Below are 18,297 nucleotides of genomic sequence, written 5' to 3'. Positions count from 1 at the left end.
GATACCGACGACCTGACCGGGGCGCTGGACCCCACGCAGATGCAGGTAGCCGTGAAGGCCGCTGCCAAGTCCGCGGGCAAGGCGGTTTCGGACGCCGATGCGGTCAGCGCCGCGGACGACGCCATCCGCGCCCAGATGCTGATCCGCACCTATCGCGTGCGTGGGCATCTGGCTGCCAATCTCGATCCGCTGGGCCTGACCCAACGTGATCTGCCGGCGGATCTGACGCCGGAATATCACGGCCTCACGGACCTCGACAAGAAGATCTATCTCGGCGGCACGCTGGGCCTGCAATATGGCACCGTGCGCGAGATCGTGGCGATTTTGCGCGCCAATTACTGCGGCAATGTCGGCCTTGAATATATGCACATCGCCGATGTGGAGGAGCGCCGCTTCCTTCAGGACCGGATGGAAGGCAAGGACAAGGAAATCCACTTCACCAATGAGGGGAAGCGGGCGATCCTGTCGAAGGTCATCCAGGCCGAGCAATATGAGAAGTTCCTGGGCCGCAAATATGTCGGCACCAAGCGCTTCGGCCTCGACGGCGGCGAATCCATGATCCCCGCGCTCGAAGCCGTCATCAAATATGGCGGCCTGTCGGGCGTGCGCGAGATCGTGTTCGGCATGGCCCATCGCGGCCGCCTGAACGTGCTGGCCAATGTGATGGCCAAGGGTTTCCGGGTCATCTTCCACGAATTTTCGGGCGGCACCGCCAATCCCGAGGATGTCGGCGGCTCGGGCGACGTCAAATATCACCTTGGGACCTCGACCGACCGCGAGTTTGACGGCGTCAAGGTCCACATGTCGCTGGTTCCCAACCCCTCGCACCTTGAGACCGTCGATCCGGTCGTGCTGGGCAAGGTCCGCGCGCAGCAGGTGTTCCGCGACGATCTCGAAAAGCATGAGCAGGTGCTGCCCGTGCTGATCCACGGCGACGCCGCTTTCGCCGGTCAGGGCATCGTCTGGGAGTGCTTCGGCTTTTCCGGCGTTCCCGGCTACAATACCGGCGGCTGCGTTCACTTCATCGTCAACAACCAGATCGGCTTCACCACCAGCCCGCAATTTTCGCGCGGCTCGCCCTATCCGAGCGATGTGGCGAAGGGGGTTCAGGCGCCGATTCTGCACGTCAATGGCGATGATCCGGAGGCGGTGACCTTCGCCTGCAAGCTGGCGATGGAATATCGCCAGACCTTCCACCGCGACATCGTGATCGACATGTGGTGCTATCGCCGCTTCGGCCATAATGAAGGCGACGAGCCGTCATTCACCCAGCCGCAAATGTATGCGAAGATCCGCCAGCATCCGCCGGTCAGCGACGTCTATTCGGCTCGCCTGAAGGCCGAAGGCGTGGTCGATGATGATTTCGTCAACAAGACCACGGGCGATTTCGTCAATCATCTGGAGGACGAGTTCGAGGCGGCGAAGAGTTACAAGGCCAACAAGGCAGACTGGTTCGCCGGTCGCTGGTCGGGGCTGCACAAGCCCGCCGATGCCGAAACAGCGCGCCAGAGCGTCGATTCCGCCATCAGCCAGAAGCTGTTCGACAGCCTCGGCAAGACGCTGACGACGATTCCGGAAGGTCTTGCCGTCCACAAGACGCTCAACCGCGTGATCGAAGCCAAGGCCGAGATGTTCAGGTCCGGCGAGAATTTCGACTGGGCGACGGGCGAGGCGCTGGCCTTCGGTTCGCTGCTGTCGGAAGGCTATGGCGTCCGCCTGTCGGGTCAGGACTCGGGGCGCGGCACCTTCAGCCAGCGCCATGCCGTCTGGACGGACCAGAATACGGAGAACAAATATATCCCGCTCTCGACCGTGCCGCATGGCCGTTTCGAGGTGCTGGACTCGCCGCTCTCCGAATATGGCGTGCTGGGCTTCGAATATGGCTACGCGCTTGCCGACCCCAAGAGTCTGGTGCTCTGGGAAGCGCAGTTCGGCGACTTCGCCAACGGCGCGCAGATCATCTTCGACCAGTATATCAGCTCGTCGGAAACCAAGTGGCTGCGTTCCAACGGTCTGGTCTGCCTGCTGCCGCACGGCTATGAAGGGCAGGGTCCGGAACATAGCTCGGCCCGTCTGGAACGCTACCTTCAGCTTTGCGCCGAGGGAAATATCCAGGTCGCGAACATCACGACCCCGGCCAACTATTTCCACGTCCTGCGTCGTCAGATGCTGCGGCCTTTCCGCAAGCCGCTCATCATCATGGCGCCCAAGTCGCTGCTGCGTCACAAGATGGCGGTCAGCAAGGCCGAGGACTTCCTGGGCGAAACGCACTTCAAGCGCATCCTGTCGGATCCCAATGCGGCGCCCGACAAGGACACCAGGCGCCTGATCCTTTGCTCCGGCAAGGTCTTCTACGACCTGATGGAAGCCCGCGACGCTGCCGGCGACACGGACGTGCAGATCGTTCGCATCGAACAGATCTACCCGTTCGCGACCGAGGCCCTCGCCACGCGCATTGCGCGCATGACGAACCTCCAGGATGTCGTCTGGTGTCAGGAAGAACCGCGCAACAACGGCGCCTGGTTCTTCGTGGAGCCTTATATCGAGGAAGCGCTGGCGCAAGCCGGCAAGGCGCCGATGCGCGCCCGCTATGCCGGTCGCAAGGCATCGGCGTCGCCCGCAACGGGCCTCGCCAAGCGCCATGTCGCCGAACAGGGCGCCCTCGTCGCCGATGCGCTGGGTCACAGCGTCCGTGAAGAAATCCGTCGCCAGAAGAAAGGCTGATCAAGCTCATGGCAACCGAAGTCAAAGTCCCCACGCTGGGCGAATCCGTTACCGAAGCAACCGTTGGTCAGTGGCTCAAGAAGCCCGGCGAAGCCGTGAAGGCCGACGAGCCTATCGTGTCCCTTGAAACCGACAAGGTCGCGGTCGATGTGCCCGCGCCGGTTGCGGGCGTGCTGGGCGATATCGTCGCGAAGGAAGGCGATACGGTCGAGGTCGGCGCCCTGCTCGCCTATGTGAACGAAGGCGCGGCCGCTGCGGCTGCTCCTGCCGCTGCGCCCGCCGCCAAGGCGGAAGCCGCTGCCCCCGCCCCCGCCGCTTCGGCGCCTGCCGACGAGGATGAAGGCGGCAGCCTGACGCTTTCGCCGGCGGTCCGCCGTCTGGTGCTCGAGCATGGTCTGGACCCGAGCAAGATCAAGGGCACCGGCAAGGATGGTCGCCTGACGAAGGACGACGTCATGGCCGCCGTCGCTGCGGGCACCGCCAAGGCCGCAGCCGCAGCGCCCGCCGCAGCGCCTGCCGCTGCAGCGCCCGCCGCAGGCCCCAGCCGTGCGCAGGAACGCGTCAAGATGACCCGTCTGCGCCAGACGGTCGCCAAGCGTTTGAAGGAAGCGCAGAACAACGCCGCCCTGCTCACCACCTATAATGACGTCGACATGACCAACGTCATCGAGGCGCGCGCCAAGTATAAGGACCTGTTCGAGAAGAAGCATGGTGTCCGTCTGGGCTTCATGGGCTTCTTCACCAAGGCCGTCTGCATGGCGCTGCGCGACATTCCGGGCGTCAACGCGCAGATCGAGGGCGACGAGATCGTCTATAATGACTTCGCCGATATTTCGGTCGCCGTATCGGCGCCGAACGGTCTGGTCGTGCCTGTCATCCGCAACGCGGAATCGCTGAGCGTGGCCGAGATCGAAAAGACCATCGGCGGCTTCGGCAAGAAGGCCAAGGAAGGCACGCTCACCATGGAAGATATGAAGGGCGGCACCTTCACCATCTCCAATGGCGGCGTCTTCGGCTCGCTGCTGTCCAGCCCGATCATCAACCCGCCGCAGTCGGCTGTGCTGGGTCTGCACCGCATCGAGGACCGCCCGGTCGTCCGTGACGGTCAGATCGTCATCCGTCCGATGATGTATCTGGCTCTCAGCTATGACCATCGCCTGATCGACGGTCGCGAAGCGGTGACCTTCCTCGTCGCGGTGAAGAACGCGATCGAGGATCCGACCCGCCTGCTGATCGACCTGTAAGAAGGTCAAGCCGACCCATTCCGTTCGGGCTGAGCCTGTCGAAGCCCCGTCCCGGTCCTGGGGACAAAAGAAGAAGTAATGCCCTTCGACAGGCTCGGGGCGAACGGAGATTGTTATGGCAGACTTCGATTATGACGTTCTGGTAATTGGCGCCGGTCCCGGCGGCTATGTCGCCGCGATCCGCGCAGCGCAGCTGGGCCTCAAGACCGCCTGCGCCGAAAGCCGCGAGACGCTGGGCGGCACCTGCCTCAATGTCGGCTGCATTCCGTCCAAGGCGCTGCTGCACGCTTCGGAGCTGTATGAGGAAGCGGCGACCGGCGCGCTCGCCAAGCTGGGCGTGAAGATCGACAAGATGAGCCTGGACCTCGACACCATGCAGGGCCAGCGCAAGGATGCGGTGAAGGGCCTGACCGGCGGCATCGAATTCCTGTTCAAGAAGAACAAGGTCGACTGGCTGAAGGGCCTTGCGACCTTCACCGGCGCCAACACCGTTGACGTCGCGGGCAAGAAGGTGACGGCGAAGAATATCGTCATCGCCACCGGTTCGTCGGTCACGCCCCTTCCGGGTGTTCAGGTCGACAATGCGGGCGGCAGGATCGTCGATTCGACCGGCGCGCTGGAACTGGACAAGGTTCCGGGCCATCTGGTCGTCGTCGGCGGCGGCGTTATCGGCCTGGAACTGGGATCGGTTTGGCGTCGCGTTGGCGCCAAGGTCACCGTGGTCGAGTTTCTCGATCAGATCCTGCCCGGCATGGACGGCGAAGTCCGCAAGGAAGCTAACAAGATCTTCAGGAAGCAGGGCTTTGAATATAAGCTCGGCACGAAGGTCACGGGCGCCGAGGTCGGCAAGAAGGGCGTTACCCTGACCGTCGAACCGGCTGCCGGTGGCGATGCCGAGAAGATCGAGGCGGATGTCGTGCTGGTGTCGATCGGCCGCCGGCCGAACACCGAAGGTCTGGGCCTCGACAAGATCGGTCTGGAGCTGAACGCGCGTGGTCAGATCGAAACCGATCATGATTTCGCGACCAAGGTTCCGGGCGTCTGGGCGATCGGCGACGTCATCCCCGGTCCGATGCTTGCGCACAAGGCCGAGGATGAAGGCATCGCCGTTGCCGAAAATATCGCGGGCCTGACCGGCATCGTGAACCATGACGTGATCCCGTCGGTCGTTTACACCAAGCCGGAGATTGCGGGCGTGGGCCTGACCGAAGAAGCGGCCAAGGAAAAGGGCGCGGTCAAGGTCGGCAAATTCCCGATGATGGCAAACAGCCGGGCCAAGACCAATCATGAGCCGGACGGTTTCGTGAAGGTGATCGCCGATGCCGAAACCGACAAGGTGCTGGGTGTCTGGATCATCGCTTCGGTCGCGGGCACGATGATCGCACAGGCGGCGCAGGCGATGGAATTCGGCGCGTCGAGCGAGGATATCGCCTACACCTGCCATGCCCATCCGACGCACAGCGAAGCGATCAAGGAAGCGGCCATGGCTGTGACGGGCAAGCCGATCCATATGTGATCGGCGCCCGCTTCGGGATTGTGAGGAGGCCGCCCTTCGGGGCGGCCTTTTCAATGTGGGAAGGGCTTTTTCAGCCGTGGCAGGCGCGGGAGGGAGAGTCCGCTGCGGGCGCGCCCGGCGTCGACAGAGCACGCCTGACGCAGACGCGGTTGCGGCCACGCGCCTTGGCTTCGTAGAGCGCCGCGTCGGCCCGTGCAATCGCCTCATGGATCGACATGTCGCCTCGCTGGAGCGTCGCAAGTCCGAAGCTGGCGGTCAGGGGCTGCGGCAGGCCAAGCCGGTCAGCAACCTCCCGCGCCAGGCTTTCACGGATATCATTGGCGATCCCGGCCGCCTGGGCTGCATTCATGTCTGGCAGGAAGAGTACGAACTCCTCGCCCCCGAAGCGCGCGGTAACGGCGCTGGGAGGGGCGAACTGCGCCAGGATGCGGGCCAGCGATACGATCACCCGATCACCCAGCGCATGGCCGTGCGCGTCGTTGACCGCCTTGAAATGATCGATGTCGCAAACGATCAGGCTGCCGTCCGCTGTTCCCTTGCGCATAAGTCGCGCAAGCGTTTCGTCGAAACCCCGGCGGTTGAGCAGGCCGGACAGGGGATCGTGCAGCGCATCGCGCTGATAGCGCGCCAGAAGATCCAGCATGGTGGCCGCCAACGCCGCCAGAGCGAGGAAAAGGCCGAAGACGCATGCAATTGCCTGCATGAAGAAGGCATAGGCGCTGTCCTGAAAATCGCCGCCCGACAGGGTGAGCGGAACAGTGCTGCCGCGGATCAGATTGTCGGCCGCCGTCAGCGTGACGGCGCCGAACAGGATGCGGTCAGCCCAATTGTCCAACCTGTCCTTACCCGCGACCAGGGGCAAGCCGACCAGCAGGAAGCAGCCGAAATCGGACGAAACCAATTCTAGGGGCAGGTGATCGAGCGCGATGGCAATAGCGCAAAGAAGCAGGGACAGCCCCCAGATCGCAATGCGGACCGGCAGCATCCATGAGGGCCGCCAGCGTTCCAGCAACGCCTGACTGAACAGAAGGAACCCGCTGGCGAACAGCATGTCCGCGACAAAACCCCAGATCGAGCTGGGCAAGGCCGCGAAGGCTGCCGGAACGGCGAAACCGCCCGCGATGCAGAAGAAGGCTCCGCTCCAGAAGCCGGCGGCCCGCACGCGCCAGCTCCAGACGACGCCGAACAGCACGCCGAAGCTGGCCATCATGATGGGCAGGAAGAAGGCGAAATTTTCCCCCACGCTGCTTTGCCTGTTCCTTCACTGGCTCAAAACGATGCCGGATCGCGCATCATCGGCGCCAAAACCGGGTATCGGCCTATCCTTAATAAACTTTTCCGGATCGGATGAGATGTTGATCCGAAATGGATGCACTCTGCCGCGGAAGGGCCGCCTGCTAAAAGGCAGGCGGTCTCTTCTCGCGAAATGCTCGCACCCCTTCCTGAAAATCGGGGAGGGTGAAGGCATCGCGGAACTGGCCGAGCGTGATCGCGTCATCATCCGTCTGACCATCGAGAATGCGTCGGATGATCGCCTTGGACGATCGGATCGAATGTTGGGCGTTCGTCGCCATTACCTTCGCCATCGCCCTTGCGGCCTCTGCCGGGTCCGCAGCGATTTCATCGATCAGACCGATGGCGAGCGCTTCGTCTGCGTCATGGAGAGCGCCGGTGAACAGGATGCGTTTGGCGCGGGCCGGGCCGACCAGATCAACCAGCAGCCTGGTATCGAACAGCGAATAGACGATGCCGAGCTTGGCCGGGGTGACGCCGAGGCGTGCTCTGGACGATGCGATCCGCAGGTCGCAGGCGATGGCGAGGCCGCATCCGCCGCCGATTGCGTCGCCATCGATCGCGGCGATGACCGGCTTTTCGGCATGGGCGAGCGCATATTGGGTGGCGCGGATCGCGGCCTGATTGGCGACGCGCCAGTCCTCCTCGCCCGCATGGCCCGCAAATTCGTGGATGTCGGCGCCCGCGCAGAACAGGCCGGGCGTGGCCGATGTCAGGATCAGGACGCGCACCGCCTCATCGGCCATGGCCTCCGCGACCAGTTGGGGCAGCAGTTCCCACATGGCCTGGGACATGGCGTTATGCCGAACGGCGCGGTCGATCAGCAGCGTGGCGATCGCGCCGTTCCGCTCCAGCCTCAATCCGGGGGAGCGCGTCATGCAGGCCAGCGCTCCAGCAGCGGCACCAACTCCTCGAAATGGTGGATGATGGCGTCGGCCTCCAGCTCTTCGACCGGGCCGTCAAGGAAGCCGAAGCTGACCGCGATATTCGGGATACCCGCATTGCGCGCGCCGGCGATGTCGTTGATCGTGTCGCCGAGGAAAATCGTGCGGCCGCCGCCTGCGCGCTCGATCATGGCGTGGATCGGCGCGGGGTCGGGCTTGGCGATGCCGACCGTGTCGCCGCCGATGATGCTGGCGAAGCGCTCCGACAGGCCGATCTGGTGCAGCAGCGGAATGGTGAAGCGTTCCGCCTTGTTGGTGCAGATGGCAAGCTTCACCCCCGCCGCTTCCAGCGCGTCCATCGCGGCGATCAGGCCGGGGTAGGGGAGGGAGTGGATCGCCAGATTCTGCTCGTAATAATCGAGCAGGATCGGGAGCATCCGGGCCAGCATCGCCTGGTCATAACCGCCCGAGGCATCAAGCGCCCGCTCCAGCATGACCTTCGCGCCCTTGCCGACGAAGGGATGGATCGCCTCGACCGGGAAGGGCGGGCGGCCATCCGTGGCGATGGCGTAGTTGACAGCGGCGGCGAGATCGCCGCTGGTGTCGAGGAGGGTGCCGTCAAGGTCGAAGCCGACAATGTCGAAGGGGATCGATGCCATGCCCGGCTCATGCCGCCTCCGCGGTGGCAAAGGCAAGCCAAACGTGGCAGAGAGCGCTCAGATTCTTGGCCCCTTTTGTGAAGGATGCCCCCCTCGTGACTGCCAGCCGTCCTCTCGCCGTGATCATCCTTGCCGCCGGGCAGGGCACGCGCATGAAATCCGCCAAGCACAAGGTGCTGCATCCCGTCGCCGGTCGGCCGATGCTGCTGCATCTGCTCGCCAGCGTGGCGGAATTGCAGCCCGAACGGCAGGTCGTGGTCGTCGGCGCCGGTCGCGATCAGGTCGAAAAGGCGGTCGAGGGCAGCGGCGCGGTCATCGCCGTGCAGGAACAGCAGCATGGCACGGGCCATGCCGTGGCGCAGGCGCATGACGCGCTGGCCGGCTTCGCGGGCGATATATTGATCCTCTACGGCGATGTACCGCTGGTGCGGACGGAAACCATGCGGGGGATGCTGGAGCGGCTGAACTGGGGCGACGAGCCGCGCGCCGTGGTGCTTGGATTCCGGCCGGAGGATGCCGCGGCCTATGGGCGGATCATCTCCGACGGCAATGGCGTGATCGGGAAGATGGTCGAATATAAGGACGCCGACGCGGAGGAGCGGGCGGTGACGCTCTGCAATTCCGGACTGATGGCGGTGCGCTCGACCGATCTGTTCGTGTTGCTTGACCAGATCGGCAACAACAATGCGGCAGGCGAATATTATCTGCCCGATATCGTCATGTTGCCCGGCGCCCAGAGCGCGGTGATCGAAGCGGAAGCGTGGGAAGTGGCGGGCGTCAACAGCCGCGCCGAACTGGCCGGGGTGGAGGCCGTCTGGCAGGACCGCCGCCGCGCCGAGGCGATGCGCGACGGCGCGACGCTGATCGCGCCCGAAACGGTGTTCTTTGCCCATGATACGGTGCTCGGCCGCGATGTGGTGATCGAACCCAATGTCGTTTTCGGTCCGGGCGTGAGCGTGGCGGATGATGTGACGATCCACGCCTTCTCCCATCTGGAGGGCGCGACCATCGGCTCCGGCGCGGAGATCGGACCCTATGCCCGGTTGCGTCCTGGCGCGAAGATCGGCGTCAAGGCCAAGGTCGGCAATTTCGTCGAGGTCAAGAAGGCCGAACTGGGCGAGGGCGCGAAGGCCAATCACCTCTCCTATATTGGCGACGCCAGCGTGGGGGCGGGGGCCAATATCGGGGCCGGCACGATCACCTGCAATTATGACGGCTTCTTCAAATACAGGACGGAGATCGGCGCGGGGGCGTTTATCGGCTCCAACAGCGCACTGGTCGCCCCGTTGAAGATCGGCGATGGCGCGATCGTCGCGGCGGGCAGCGTGGTGACGCGGGAGGTGGAGGCCGACGCGCTCTGCCTCGTGCGGCCCCCGCAGGAGGGGAAGCCCGGCTGGGCCGCTCGTTTCCGGGCCAGAATGCAGGCGCGCAAAGCCGCCAAATGAAGCTGTTTTTCCGCGGGCGGCGCTGGCTGACAGCGCTGCTGACCGTTTTCCTGCTGCTGTCGGGCGGGATCGTCTGGCTGATTTCCAATGCGCGGGCGATGCCGGTCGTCCGCCGCATGGAAATTGCCTTGCCCTTTCCGGCGGGTGCGTCCTCCCGTCCGGTGACGGTCGCACTGCTGACCGACAGCCATTTGTCGGGCCCGGACAACAGCCCGGACCGGATGACGCGGATCGTTACGCTGGTGAACGGGCTGAAGCCTGATCTGATCGCCTTGGGCGGCGACTATATCGGCGACGACAAGGGCGGGGCGACCTATGATCCGGCGCAAAGCATCGCCCCGTTCGCGGCCCTGCGGGCGCCGCTCGGCGTGGTCGCGGTGCTCGGCAATCACGATGCCCGTAAACATGCGCTGATCGGACGCAAGCAATGGCGTGAACTGTTCGCGCGCATCGGGATAGAATTGCTCGACAATCAGGCGGTGCGGCGCGGGCCGCTTGCGGTGGGCGGCCTGCGCGACATCTATACGGCCAGACCCGACATTCCCAAGACGCTGAGGGCCATGGGTGCGCTGGGCGGCGCGCCGTTGATGTTGGCCCACGGACCGGATGTGTTTCCGCTATTGCCGGATCGGCCGATATTGACGCTGGTGGGGCACACCCATTGCGGGCAGGTGGCGCTGCCGATCGCCGGAATCGTCTATGCGCCGTCCCGCTACGGCACACGTTATGCCTGCGGCATCTATCGCGAGCATGCAAAAACCCTGGTGGTTTCTGGGGGACTTGGCACCAGCGGTCTGCCGATCCGGATGCTCGCTCCGCCGGTTGTCTGGCTGATTACAATTCGTCCACGCTAAGGCTTGCGCTTGTCGCCGGCGGCGCGAACATGGCATAGGCGTCGTCATTATTGATTTTCATGGCTTTGAGGCTCGACATCCATGTGCGGTATCATCGGAATCATCGGTAAGGACGATGTGGCGGAGCGGCTGGTCGACGGGCTGAAGCGCCTCGAATATCGCGGCTATGACAGCGCTGGTGTCGCGACGGTTCATGACGGCGCGATCGACCGCCGCCGGGCGGAAGGCAAGCTGGTCAATCTGGTGAAGGAACTGGCCGTCGCGCCGCTGCCCGGCACCATCGGCATCGCCCACACCCGCTGGGCCACCCATGGCGCGCCGACGACCAACAATGCGCATCCCCACGCGACGAAGGAAGTCGCGCTCGTTCACAACGGCATCATCGAGAATTTCAAGCCCCTGCGCGAGGAATTGCAGGCGCGAGGCCGCGTGTTCGACAGCCAGACCGACACCGAAGTCGTCGCCCATCTGGTGAGCGAGCTGGTGGAGCAGGGAGCCAGCCCCAAGGAAGCCGTCCGGCAGGTCCTGCCGCGTCTGCACGGGGCCTTCGCACTGGCGATCCTGTTCCGCAGCCATCCCGACATGCTGATCGGCGCGCGTTTGGGTTCACCGCTGGTGGTGGGCTATGGCGAGGGTGAGACCTATCTGGGGTCGGATGCACTGGCGCTGGCGCCGCTGACCCAGCGCATCGCCTATCTGGAGGAAGGCGACTGGGTCGTCATCACCCGCGACGGCGCGGAGATTTTCGACCGGGACAATAACCCCGTCGAGCGCCCCGTCACCATTTCGGGCGTGACTGGCGAGCTGATCTCCAAGGGCAATCATCGCCATTATATGCTCAAGGAGATTTACGAGCAGCCGGTGGTGGTGGCGCAGACGTTGCGATCCTATCTCCGCCGGATGGAGGATCAGGTGTCGTTGCCGATCCCCGATTTCGACCTGGGCACCATCCGCCGCGTGACGATCGTCGCGTGCGGCACCAGCTATTATGCAGGCATGGTCGCCAAATATTGGTTCGAACAGTTCGCCCGCGTCCCTGTCGATATCGATGTGGCGAGCGAGTTTCGCTACCGCGCGCCCGTGATGGAGGATGGCGGGCTGATGATCGTCATCAGCCAGTCGGGCGAAACCGCAGATACGCTGGCCGCGCTGCGCCATGCCCGTGCGGAGGGGCAGAAGATCGCTGCGGTCGTCAATGTACCCACCAGCACCATGGCGCGGGAGGCCGACCTGCTGCTGCCCACGCTCGCCGGACCGGAAATCGGCGTGGCATCGACCAAGGCCTTCACCTGCCAGCTGGCCGTCCTCGCTGCCTTTGCCGCCAATCTGGCGCGGGCCAAGGGGCGGCTTGATGCCAAGGCGGAGAAGGAACTGGTGCGGCATCTGGCCGAAGCGCCTGCCGCGCTAAACGGGGCGCTGGCCTATGACGAGTCGATCGAGGCGATGGCTCATCTGATCGCGGGCGCCCGCGACGTCCTCTATCTGGGACGCGGGCCGGATTATCCGCTGGCGCTGGAAGGCGCGCTGAAACTCAAGGAAATCAGCTATATCCATGCGGAGGGCTATGCCGCGGGCGAGATGAAGCATGGCCCGATCGCGCTGATTGACGACAAGGTGCCGGTGATCGTGCTGGCGCCCAGTGGGCCGCTGTTCGAGAAGACCGTCAGCAACATGCAGGAAGTGCAGGCGCGCGGCGGCAAGGTGGTGCTGATCTCCGACTATGACGGAGTGCAGGCAGCCGGTGAGGGCTGCATGGCGACGATCACCATGCCCAAGGTGCATCCGCTGATCGCGCCCATGGTCTATGCCGTGCCCGTGCAGCTGCTCGCCTATCATGTCGCGGTCGCCAAGGGCACCGACGTCGATCAGCCCCGCAACCTCGCCAAATCCGTTACTGTCGAGTGAAGGGGTAGCGATCGCGGATGCGGCGGTTGAAGAAACTGCCCTTGGAGGGCGCGCGCCGCATCGCCGCGACCAGCTGTTCAGGGACATCGAAATAGCTGTAGCATTTGCCGCTGACGAACTGCACGTCCAGCCTGTGAGCCGCGGCGTCATAGTCGAAATGGCGGATGACCGTTGACGGCATGGAGTTGTAACGGTCAAGGACGAAAGACGTTTCGTGGTGCGGAAACGTGAGTTTCGAAGGGCCATTTTCCGTCATTCCCGCCGACGCTGCAATCGCAGGGGAGGGCGCGCAAAGCGGCCTGAAGCCCCTGCCTGATTGGGGGATGGTTATTGGCGGTATCGCAGGAGATTTCCCGGAAACGGCATTATCCACCGCCCGGCGCATTATGCCCGCCTGCCGGCACCGGGCCGCCGCTCTGGGCGTGGGCGTGATCGGGATTGCTGTCCCAGTCGATATGGTAGAGGTCGAACCGCCGGTCGCGCAGGTTGCGCACGGTGCCCTCTGCCCGCGCCCAGCTCAGGTCCGCGAGGTTGACGTCCGCCATGGTCAGCGTTTCGACATTTTCCGTCGACTCCGCCGCAATGCCGTCCCGCGCGAAGGGAAGGTCGCAGGGGGTCAGGATCGCGCTCTGGGCATATTGAATGTCCATATTGTCGACGTTCGGCAGATTGCCGACATTGCCCGACATGACGACATAGCACTGGTTCTCTATCGCACGGGCCTGCGCGCAATAGCGCACCCGCATATAGCCAAGCCGCGAGTCGGTGCAGAAGGGCACGAAGATGATCCGGGCACCCTGATCCACCAGCCGCCGCGCCAGCTCAGGAAATTCGCTGTCATAGCAGATGAGGACGCCGATCGGTCCGCAATCGGTCTGGATGACGTCGAGTGCGTCCCCCCCCTTGATGTTCCACCAGAAGGCTTCGTTGGGCGTCGGGTGAATCTTCTCCTGCGTATGGACCGATCCGTCGCGGAGCGCGACATAGGCGATATTCTGGATGTCCCCATCATCGGCGCGGGTAGGGTGGGATCCGCCGATGATGTTGATATTATATTCCAGCGCCATCCGCGTCAGCTCTTTCGTGAGGCGCGGGGTGTAGCCGGTGAGCCGGTCGATCGCCTCGATGGGCGACAGCTTCTTCGTCTCGAACGAAAGCAGGGGAAGCGTGAACAGTTCCGGGAAGACGATGAAATCGGAACGGTAATCCGCGGCGACATCGACGAAATATTCGATGTTGCGGACGAATTCGTCGAAATCCTTCACCGCGCGGGCCTGAAGCTGGCAGGTGGCGAGACGGACGCTTTCGACGCCGCGCGGCACCCGCATCTCGGGCGCCTCGTCGGGATCGACATAGGGATTGCGCCAGACCAGATGGGCGGCATGTCCATCGGACTGCCTGTCTTCGGGCAGGTAATTTTCCAGCACGCCCAGCGGTTCGAACTGGTTCTTGAGCTGGAAGCTGATCACCTGATCGCGAATCTTGCCGTGGACGACCTTGTCGAGATAATCCGTCGGGCCGTTGACGCGCCGTTTCGAGCGCGCATAGCCCGGCATCCGCCCGGCGATGACGATGCCGTGCAGGTCCAGCTCCTCGGCCAGTTCCTTGCGTTCATCGTAAAGGCGCTGCCCGATGCGAAGTCCGCGCAGTTTGGGATCGACCGCCATTTCGTAGCCGTAGAGCCATTCGCCCGCCGCACTGTGGCGCGTGCCGAAGCCGTTGGCGGTGATTTCCTCCCAGTCATGCGCGGAAAAGGCCATGCTCTTGCTGACCCGCATGGTCGCGCAATAGCCGACGATCTTGCCGTCATAAAGCGCGACGAAGCAGCCGGTCGGGAAATTGTTGATCTGGCCGCGCAGGGTGGCGAGCGAATAATTGGGCAGGCCCGGATAGACGCGGGCGATCAGCCGCTGGATGCCGCGCACGTCGGACGGGACCGCGGCGCGGACCTCCAGGCGTTTCTTGGCGGTGGTGGTCACGCTTCAGTCTCCCGTTCGATTTGGCGCAAAGGAAAAGGCGGCGCCGGGATACGGCGCCGCCTCGTTCCGTTAGCGTATTGAACCTTGCAGGAGGCGATCAGTTCCGCCTCTCAGTTCAGGCTCAGTTCCACTTGCCCATTTCGGCTTCGAGGTTGACACGGATCTGTTCGAAGAACTGCTCCGTGGTCATCCAGGCCTGATCCGGGCCGATCAGCAGGGCGAGGTCCTTGGTCATCGCGCCGCTTTCGACGGTCTGGATGCAGACCTTCTCCAGCGTTTCGGCGAAACGGACGACGTCCGGCGTCTCGTCGAACTTGCCGCGGAACTTGAGACCGCCGGTCCAGGCGAAGATCGAGGCGATCGGGTTGGTCGAGGTCGCCTTGCCCTGCTGGTGCTGGCGATAGTGACGGGTGACGGTGCCGTGCGCCGCTTCCGCTTCGACGGTCTTGCCGTCGGGCGAGAGCAGGACCGAGGTCATGAGTCCGAGCGAGCCGAAGCCCTGCGCGACCTGATCCGACTGAACGTCGCCGTCATAATTCTTGCACGCCCAGACGAACTCGCCGCTCCACTTGAGCGCCGAAGCGACCATGTCGTCGATCAGACGGTGCTCATAGACGATGCCGGCATCCTTGAACTTCTCCGCGAAGCCTTCGGTTTCGAACACTTCCTGGAACAGGTCCTTGAAGCGGCCGTCATAGGCCTTGAGGATGGTGTTCTTGGTCGAGAGATAGACCGGCCACTTCAGGTTCAGGCCATAGTTGAACGATGCGCGGGCGAAATCGCGGATCGAGTCGTCCAGATTGTACATCGCCATGGCGACGCCCGAACCGGGGAAATTGAACACTTCGCGGTCGATCGTCTCGCCATTCTCGCCTTCGAAGACGAGGCGCAGCTTGCCGGCGCCGGGCACCTTGAAGTCGGTTGCGCGATACTGGTCGCCGAAAGCGTGACGGCCCACGACGATCGGCTTGGTCCAGCCGGGGATCAGGCGCGGCACGTTGGAGATGACGATCGGTTCGCGGAACACCACGCCGCCCAGGATGTTGCGGATCGTGCCGTTGGGCGACTTCCACATTTCCTTGAGGTTGAACTCTTCGACGCGGGCTTCGTCGGGGGTGATGGTGGCGCACTTCACGCCGACGCCATACTGCTTGATCGCATTGGCGGAATCGATGGTGATCTGGTCGTTTGTCTCGTCGCGCTTCTCGACGGAGAGGTCATAATATTTGAGGTCGATGTCGAGATAGGGGAGAATGAGGCGCTCGCGAATCCATTCCCAGATGATCCGGGTCATTTCGTCGCCGTCGATCTCCACGACGGGGTTTTTCACCTTGATCTTTGCCATAGCGCCTATTCGCCTTCTTCGTTCGGGTGGAATTTGGCATCGCCCTAGGGAAAGCGGCGGCACTATTCAACCTGTCAATGGCGTTTGCGAGGCAGGATCATTTCATGGGTCTTCCGATGCCATCGGACGTTGTCACTCTAACAGACTGTCCCTAAAGACCATGAGCATGGAAAATGACGAACTGACCGTCGCGCTGGGCGGCAATGTGAAATGGCGCTTCCCCTCCGTTCACCCGGAAGGGATGAAATTCGGTCTGATCGCGGTGGCGATCACCGCCGTGCTGTTTCTGGTCGGCTGGGAAATTCCCGGCTGGCTGATGGTGATGGTGTCGATCTGGGTCTTTGCCTTTTTCCGCGATCCGGTGCGCGCCGTGCCCCAGGACGAGCGGGCCATCGTCGCGCCCGCCGACGGGCTGGTGACGCTGATCCAGCGCGTTCCGCCGCCGCGGGAGATGGCGGGACCGGATGGTCTGGGCGATCAGCCGATGATCCGCGTTTCGATATTCATGAGCGTGTTCGACGTGCATATCAACCGCACCCCGATCGGCGGCACGGTGAAGTCGGTCGTCTATATATCGGGCAAGTTCCTCAACGCCGATCTCGACAAGGCGAGCGAGGACAATGAGCGCCAGCACATATTGGTCGAGCGCCATGACGGCGTTCGCATCGGCTTTACCCAGATTGCAGGCCTTGTGGCGCGGCGGATCGTGCCCTTCGTGAAGCCGGGCGACATGGTTGCGGCAGGGCAGCGCATCGGTCTGATCCGCTTCGGCAGCCGGGTGGACGTCTATCTGCCCGCCGGGACCGCGCCGCGCGTGGTGCTCGGCCAGCGCACGGTCGCGGGCGAGACGATCCTTGGTCAGATGGGTGACATGCGCGTGATTTCGGGCATTCAGCAGTGAGGCAGCGGCGCGCCATTCCGCGAGGCCTGCGCCGGGGGATCACCCTGCGGATGGTGGCGCCCAATGCCGTGACGGCCATGGCGCTGTGCTGTGGTCTGACGGGAGTGCGCTATGCCATTGCCGGGCGATGGGAATGGGCGGTGACGCTCATCATCATCGCGGGCATATTGGACGGGCTGGACGGCCGGATTGCGCGATTGCTGCGTGGTGAAAGCCGGTTCGGGGCCGAACTCGACTCCCTGTCCGATTCCATTGCCTTTGGTGTGGCGCCCGCTCTGATCCTCTATTTATGGTCGCTGCATGCCATGCCGAAATTCGGCTGGATCTTCGCGCTTGCCCATGCCCTGTCGTGCGCGTTGCGCCTGGCGCGTTTCAACGCGAACATCGACGCCGATATCCAGCCGCATAAATCCGCCGGATTCCTGACGGGCGTGCCTGCGCCGGCGGGGGCAGGCCTCGCCTTTGTGCCGCTCTATCTGTGGCTGGTGACGGGCGAGGAACTGTTCCGTCAATGGTATGTGGTCGCACCCTGGACTGCCTTTACGGCGTTCCTGATGATATCCAACATTGCGACTTACAGTTGGTCGGCGCTGCGGCTGCGCAAGCGGATCAGGCTGGAGGCAATTGCCTTTGCAGGGTTGCTGGCTGCCTTGCTTATCACCGATCCCTGGCTGACGCTGCTATTCATCTGCGCCGTCTATCTGGTGACCATTCCCTTTGGCATAATATCCTATCTCAAGGTGCGCCGGCAGCGGTCTGACCCGCAAGCCTGACGATCAGGCGGCGAGGGGCGCCGCCCTGAAGGCCGGTTCGGCCTTTTTCGTCGCAGGAGCAGCGCGGCGTCTGCTGACGCGCAGGCGATAGACAGGCGCCTCCCGTGGAATTGGTTCGAAGGTCAGGGCTGCTGCCATCTTGTCATGATAGGCCAGGAGCATCCCGATGATGGTTCCTGCGGCGAGCAGAAACGACCCAATGAAAACCAGTGCTGCGATCAGTGCGAACATGAGACATTCACTTTCTGTCTTGCCATTTGCACGGCTTGGTCCACTATAGGCAGGCAAACGGCGGAAAACCGTCATTTGTTCCCGATGTTCTCTTTATGTTCCATCCGGAATGGAGAGTCAACCCCTTGCATTGACATTCCGACGGGGCTAAAGGCGCGCCCATTCCACATGGGAATCGACATATCCGGTGCTGCGGCGCGACGCTTCAGTTCCTGATTCCCAGAGGTGTAACCGGAAGGAGAATGATTATGGCGGCACCTGTCGTCACCATGCACCAATTGATCGAGGCCGGCGCCCACTTCGGCCACCAGACCCACCGCTGGAACCCGCGCATGAAGCCGTACATCTTCGGCGAGCGCAACGGCATCCACATCCTGGACCTGTCGCAGACCGTGCCGCTGTTCGGCCGCGCGCTCGACTTCGTGTCGGCGACCGTCGCCGCCGGCGGCAAGGTGCTGTTCGTCGGCACCAAGCGCCAGGCGCAGGATCCGATCGCTGAAGCTGCCCGCAAGTCGGGCCAGCACTTCGTCAACCACCGCTGGCT

The 18,297-nt window shown here is 63.4% G+C and carries 16 protein-coding genes; 9 read left to right on the top strand and 7 right to left on the bottom strand.

The window, feature by feature from the left end; all coding sequences use genetic code 11:
- The 3 genes from ACFC3J_RS16990 to lpdA all read left to right on the top strand — a co-directional run.
- Window positions 1-2,724: 2-oxoglutarate dehydrogenase E1 component (locus ACFC3J_RS16990; RefSeq protein WP_375197284.1), on the top strand; the 2,724-nt coding region annotated here is incomplete at its 5' end.
- 8 nt (window positions 2,725-2,732) lie between these two features.
- Window positions 2,733-3,968, top strand: a complete 1,236-nt coding sequence (gene odhB / locus ACFC3J_RS16985) for a 2-oxoglutarate dehydrogenase complex dihydrolipoyllysine-residue succinyltransferase (RefSeq protein WP_375197283.1) — start codon at window positions 2,733-2,735, stop codon at window positions 3,966-3,968.
- A 115-nt stretch (window positions 3,969-4,083) separates the two neighbouring features.
- Window positions 4,084-5,484, top strand: a complete 1,401-nt coding sequence (gene lpdA, locus ACFC3J_RS16980) for a dihydrolipoyl dehydrogenase (protein ID WP_375197282.1) — start codon at window positions 4,084-4,086, stop codon at window positions 5,482-5,484.
- Between the two features lie 70 nt (window positions 5,485-5,554).
- Here the strand turns inward: lpdA and ACFC3J_RS16975 are convergent, their stop codons facing one another.
- The 3 genes from ACFC3J_RS16975 to ACFC3J_RS16965 all read right to left on the bottom strand — a co-directional run bounded on the left by ACFC3J_RS16975 (window position 5,555) and on the right by ACFC3J_RS16965 (window position 8,320).
- Entirely contained in the window at window positions 5,555-6,727 is a 1,173-nt protein-coding gene (locus ACFC3J_RS16975; RefSeq protein WP_375197281.1) for a diguanylate cyclase domain-containing protein, read from the bottom strand.
- 154 nt (window positions 6,728-6,881) lie between these two features.
- Window positions 6,882-7,655, bottom strand: coding sequence for an enoyl-CoA hydratase/isomerase family protein (locus tag ACFC3J_RS16970; protein WP_375197280.1), 774 nt, complete (start codon window positions 7,653-7,655; stop codon window positions 6,882-6,884).
- Complete coding sequence (locus ACFC3J_RS16965; RefSeq protein WP_375197279.1) at window positions 7,652-8,320, bottom strand: HAD family hydrolase; 669 nt, start codon at window positions 8,318-8,320, stop codon at window positions 7,652-7,654. Before ACFC3J_RS16965 ends, ACFC3J_RS16970 begins: the two co-directional genes overlap by 4 nt.
- Window positions 8,321-8,472: 152 nt before the next feature.
- On the opposite strand from ACFC3J_RS16965, the gene glmU reads away from it, so the two are divergent.
- The 3 genes from glmU (at window position 8,473) to glmS (ending at window position 12,524) form a co-directional block, all read left to right on the top strand.
- Complete coding sequence (gene glmU, locus ACFC3J_RS16960) at window positions 8,473-9,765, top strand: bifunctional UDP-N-acetylglucosamine diphosphorylase/glucosamine-1-phosphate N-acetyltransferase GlmU (RefSeq protein ID WP_375197286.1); 1,293 nt, start codon at window positions 8,473-8,475, stop codon at window positions 9,763-9,765.
- Window positions 9,762-10,619: a metallophosphoesterase gene (locus ACFC3J_RS16955; protein WP_375197278.1), complete on the top strand. Its 858-nt coding sequence runs from the start codon at window positions 9,762-9,764 to the stop codon at window positions 10,617-10,619. The genes glmU and ACFC3J_RS16955 overlap by 4 nt, the downstream gene beginning before the upstream one ends.
- Before the next feature lie 81 nt (window positions 10,620-10,700).
- Window positions 10,701-12,524 carry a glutamine--fructose-6-phosphate transaminase (isomerizing) gene (gene glmS, locus ACFC3J_RS16950; RefSeq protein ID WP_375197277.1) on the top strand — a complete coding sequence of 608 codons (1,824 nt, stop codon included), beginning with the start codon at window positions 10,701-10,703 and terminating at the stop codon, window positions 12,522-12,524.
- Here the strand turns inward: glmS and ACFC3J_RS16945 are convergent.
- The 3 genes from ACFC3J_RS16945 to ACFC3J_RS16935 form a co-directional block, all read right to left on the bottom strand.
- Window positions 12,511-12,705, bottom strand: coding sequence for a KTSC domain-containing protein (locus ACFC3J_RS16945; RefSeq protein WP_375197276.1), 195 nt, complete (start codon window positions 12,703-12,705; stop codon window positions 12,511-12,513). The two genes, glmS and ACFC3J_RS16945, sit on opposite strands and share 14 nt — an antisense overlap.
- A 184-nt stretch (window positions 12,706-12,889) precedes the next feature.
- On the bottom strand, window positions 12,890-14,503 hold the full coding sequence (locus tag ACFC3J_RS16940) for a GNAT family N-acetyltransferase (RefSeq protein WP_375197275.1): 1,614 nt from the start codon (window positions 14,501-14,503) through the stop codon (window positions 12,890-12,892).
- Between the two features lie 121 nt (window positions 14,504-14,624).
- The gene (locus tag ACFC3J_RS16935; protein WP_375197274.1) at window positions 14,625-15,848 is read right to left on the bottom strand and encodes an NADP-dependent isocitrate dehydrogenase; all 1,224 of its coding nucleotides are present in this window, start codon (window positions 15,846-15,848) and stop codon (window positions 14,625-14,627) included.
- A gap of 166 nt (window positions 15,849-16,014) precedes the next feature.
- Here ACFC3J_RS16935 and ACFC3J_RS16930 point away from each other — a divergent pair, with 166 nt between their 5' ends.
- Entirely contained in the window at window positions 16,015-16,749 is a 735-nt protein-coding gene (locus ACFC3J_RS16930; protein ID WP_192667543.1) for a phosphatidylserine decarboxylase, read from the top strand.
- Window positions 16,750-16,799: 50 nt separating this feature from the next.
- On the top strand, window positions 16,800-17,522 hold the full coding sequence (locus ACFC3J_RS16925) for a CDP-alcohol phosphatidyltransferase family protein (RefSeq protein ID WP_375197285.1): 723 nt from the start codon (window positions 16,800-16,802) through the stop codon (window positions 17,520-17,522).
- A 3-nt stretch (window positions 17,523-17,525) separates the two neighbouring features.
- On the opposite strand, the gene ACFC3J_RS16920 is transcribed toward ACFC3J_RS16925, so the two are convergent.
- Window positions 17,526-17,828 (bottom strand): hypothetical protein, encoded by a 303-nt coding sequence (locus tag ACFC3J_RS16920; RefSeq protein WP_375197273.1) that lies wholly within the window; start codon window positions 17,826-17,828, stop codon window positions 17,526-17,528.
- 173 nt (window positions 17,829-18,001) lie between these two features.
- Here ACFC3J_RS16920 and rpsB point away from each other — a divergent pair.
- Window positions 18,002-18,297: 30S ribosomal protein S2 (gene rpsB / locus ACFC3J_RS16915; protein WP_375197272.1), on the top strand; the 296-nt coding region annotated here is incomplete at its 3' end.

Origin of the sequence: Sphingobium sp., from assembly GCF_041987595.1 — a bacterium.
Taxonomy (GTDB): Bacteria; Pseudomonadota; Alphaproteobacteria; order Sphingomonadales; family Sphingomonadaceae; genus Sphingobium.
The sequence above is the reverse complement of the archived record's forward strand: the minus strand, read 5'-3'. Positions and strand labels throughout refer to the sequence as shown.

Coding starts and splice junctions, on each gene's coding strand:
- glmU (WP_375197286.1), top strand. CDS start 8,473: ATGAAATCCGCCAAGCACAAGGTGCTGCATCCCGTCGCCGGTCGGCCG.
- ACFC3J_RS16970 (WP_375197280.1), bottom strand. CDS start 7,655: ATGACGCGCTCCCCCGGATTGAGGCTGGAGCGGAACGGCGCGATCGCC.
- ACFC3J_RS16935 (WP_375197274.1), bottom strand. CDS start 15,848: ATGGCAAAGATCAAGGTGAAAAACCCCGTCGTGGAGATCGACGGCGAC.
- ACFC3J_RS16930 (WP_192667543.1), top strand. CDS start 16,015: ATGGAAAATGACGAACTGACCGTCGCGCTGGGCGGCAATGTGAAATGG.
- ACFC3J_RS16920 (WP_375197273.1), bottom strand. CDS start 17,828: ATGACGGTTTTCCGCCGTTTGCCTGCCTATAGTGGACCAAGCCGTGCA.
- ACFC3J_RS16955 (WP_375197278.1), top strand. CDS start 9,762: ATGAAGCTGTTTTTCCGCGGGCGGCGCTGGCTGACAGCGCTGCTGACC.
- ACFC3J_RS16965 (WP_375197279.1), bottom strand. CDS start 8,320: ATGGCATCGATCCCCTTCGACATTGTCGGCTTCGACCTTGACGGCACC.
- ACFC3J_RS16925 (WP_375197285.1), top strand. CDS start 16,800: ATGGTGGCGCCCAATGCCGTGACGGCCATGGCGCTGTGCTGTGGTCTG.
- lpdA (WP_375197282.1), top strand. CDS start 4,084: ATGGCAGACTTCGATTATGACGTTCTGGTAATTGGCGCCGGTCCCGGC.
- ACFC3J_RS16945 (WP_375197276.1), bottom strand. CDS start 12,705: ATGCCGTCAACGGTCATCCGCCATTTCGACTATGACGCCGCGGCTCAC.
- odhB (WP_375197283.1), top strand. CDS start 2,733: ATGGCAACCGAAGTCAAAGTCCCCACGCTGGGCGAATCCGTTACCGAA.
- glmS (WP_375197277.1), top strand. CDS start 10,701: ATGTGCGGTATCATCGGAATCATCGGTAAGGACGATGTGGCGGAGCGG.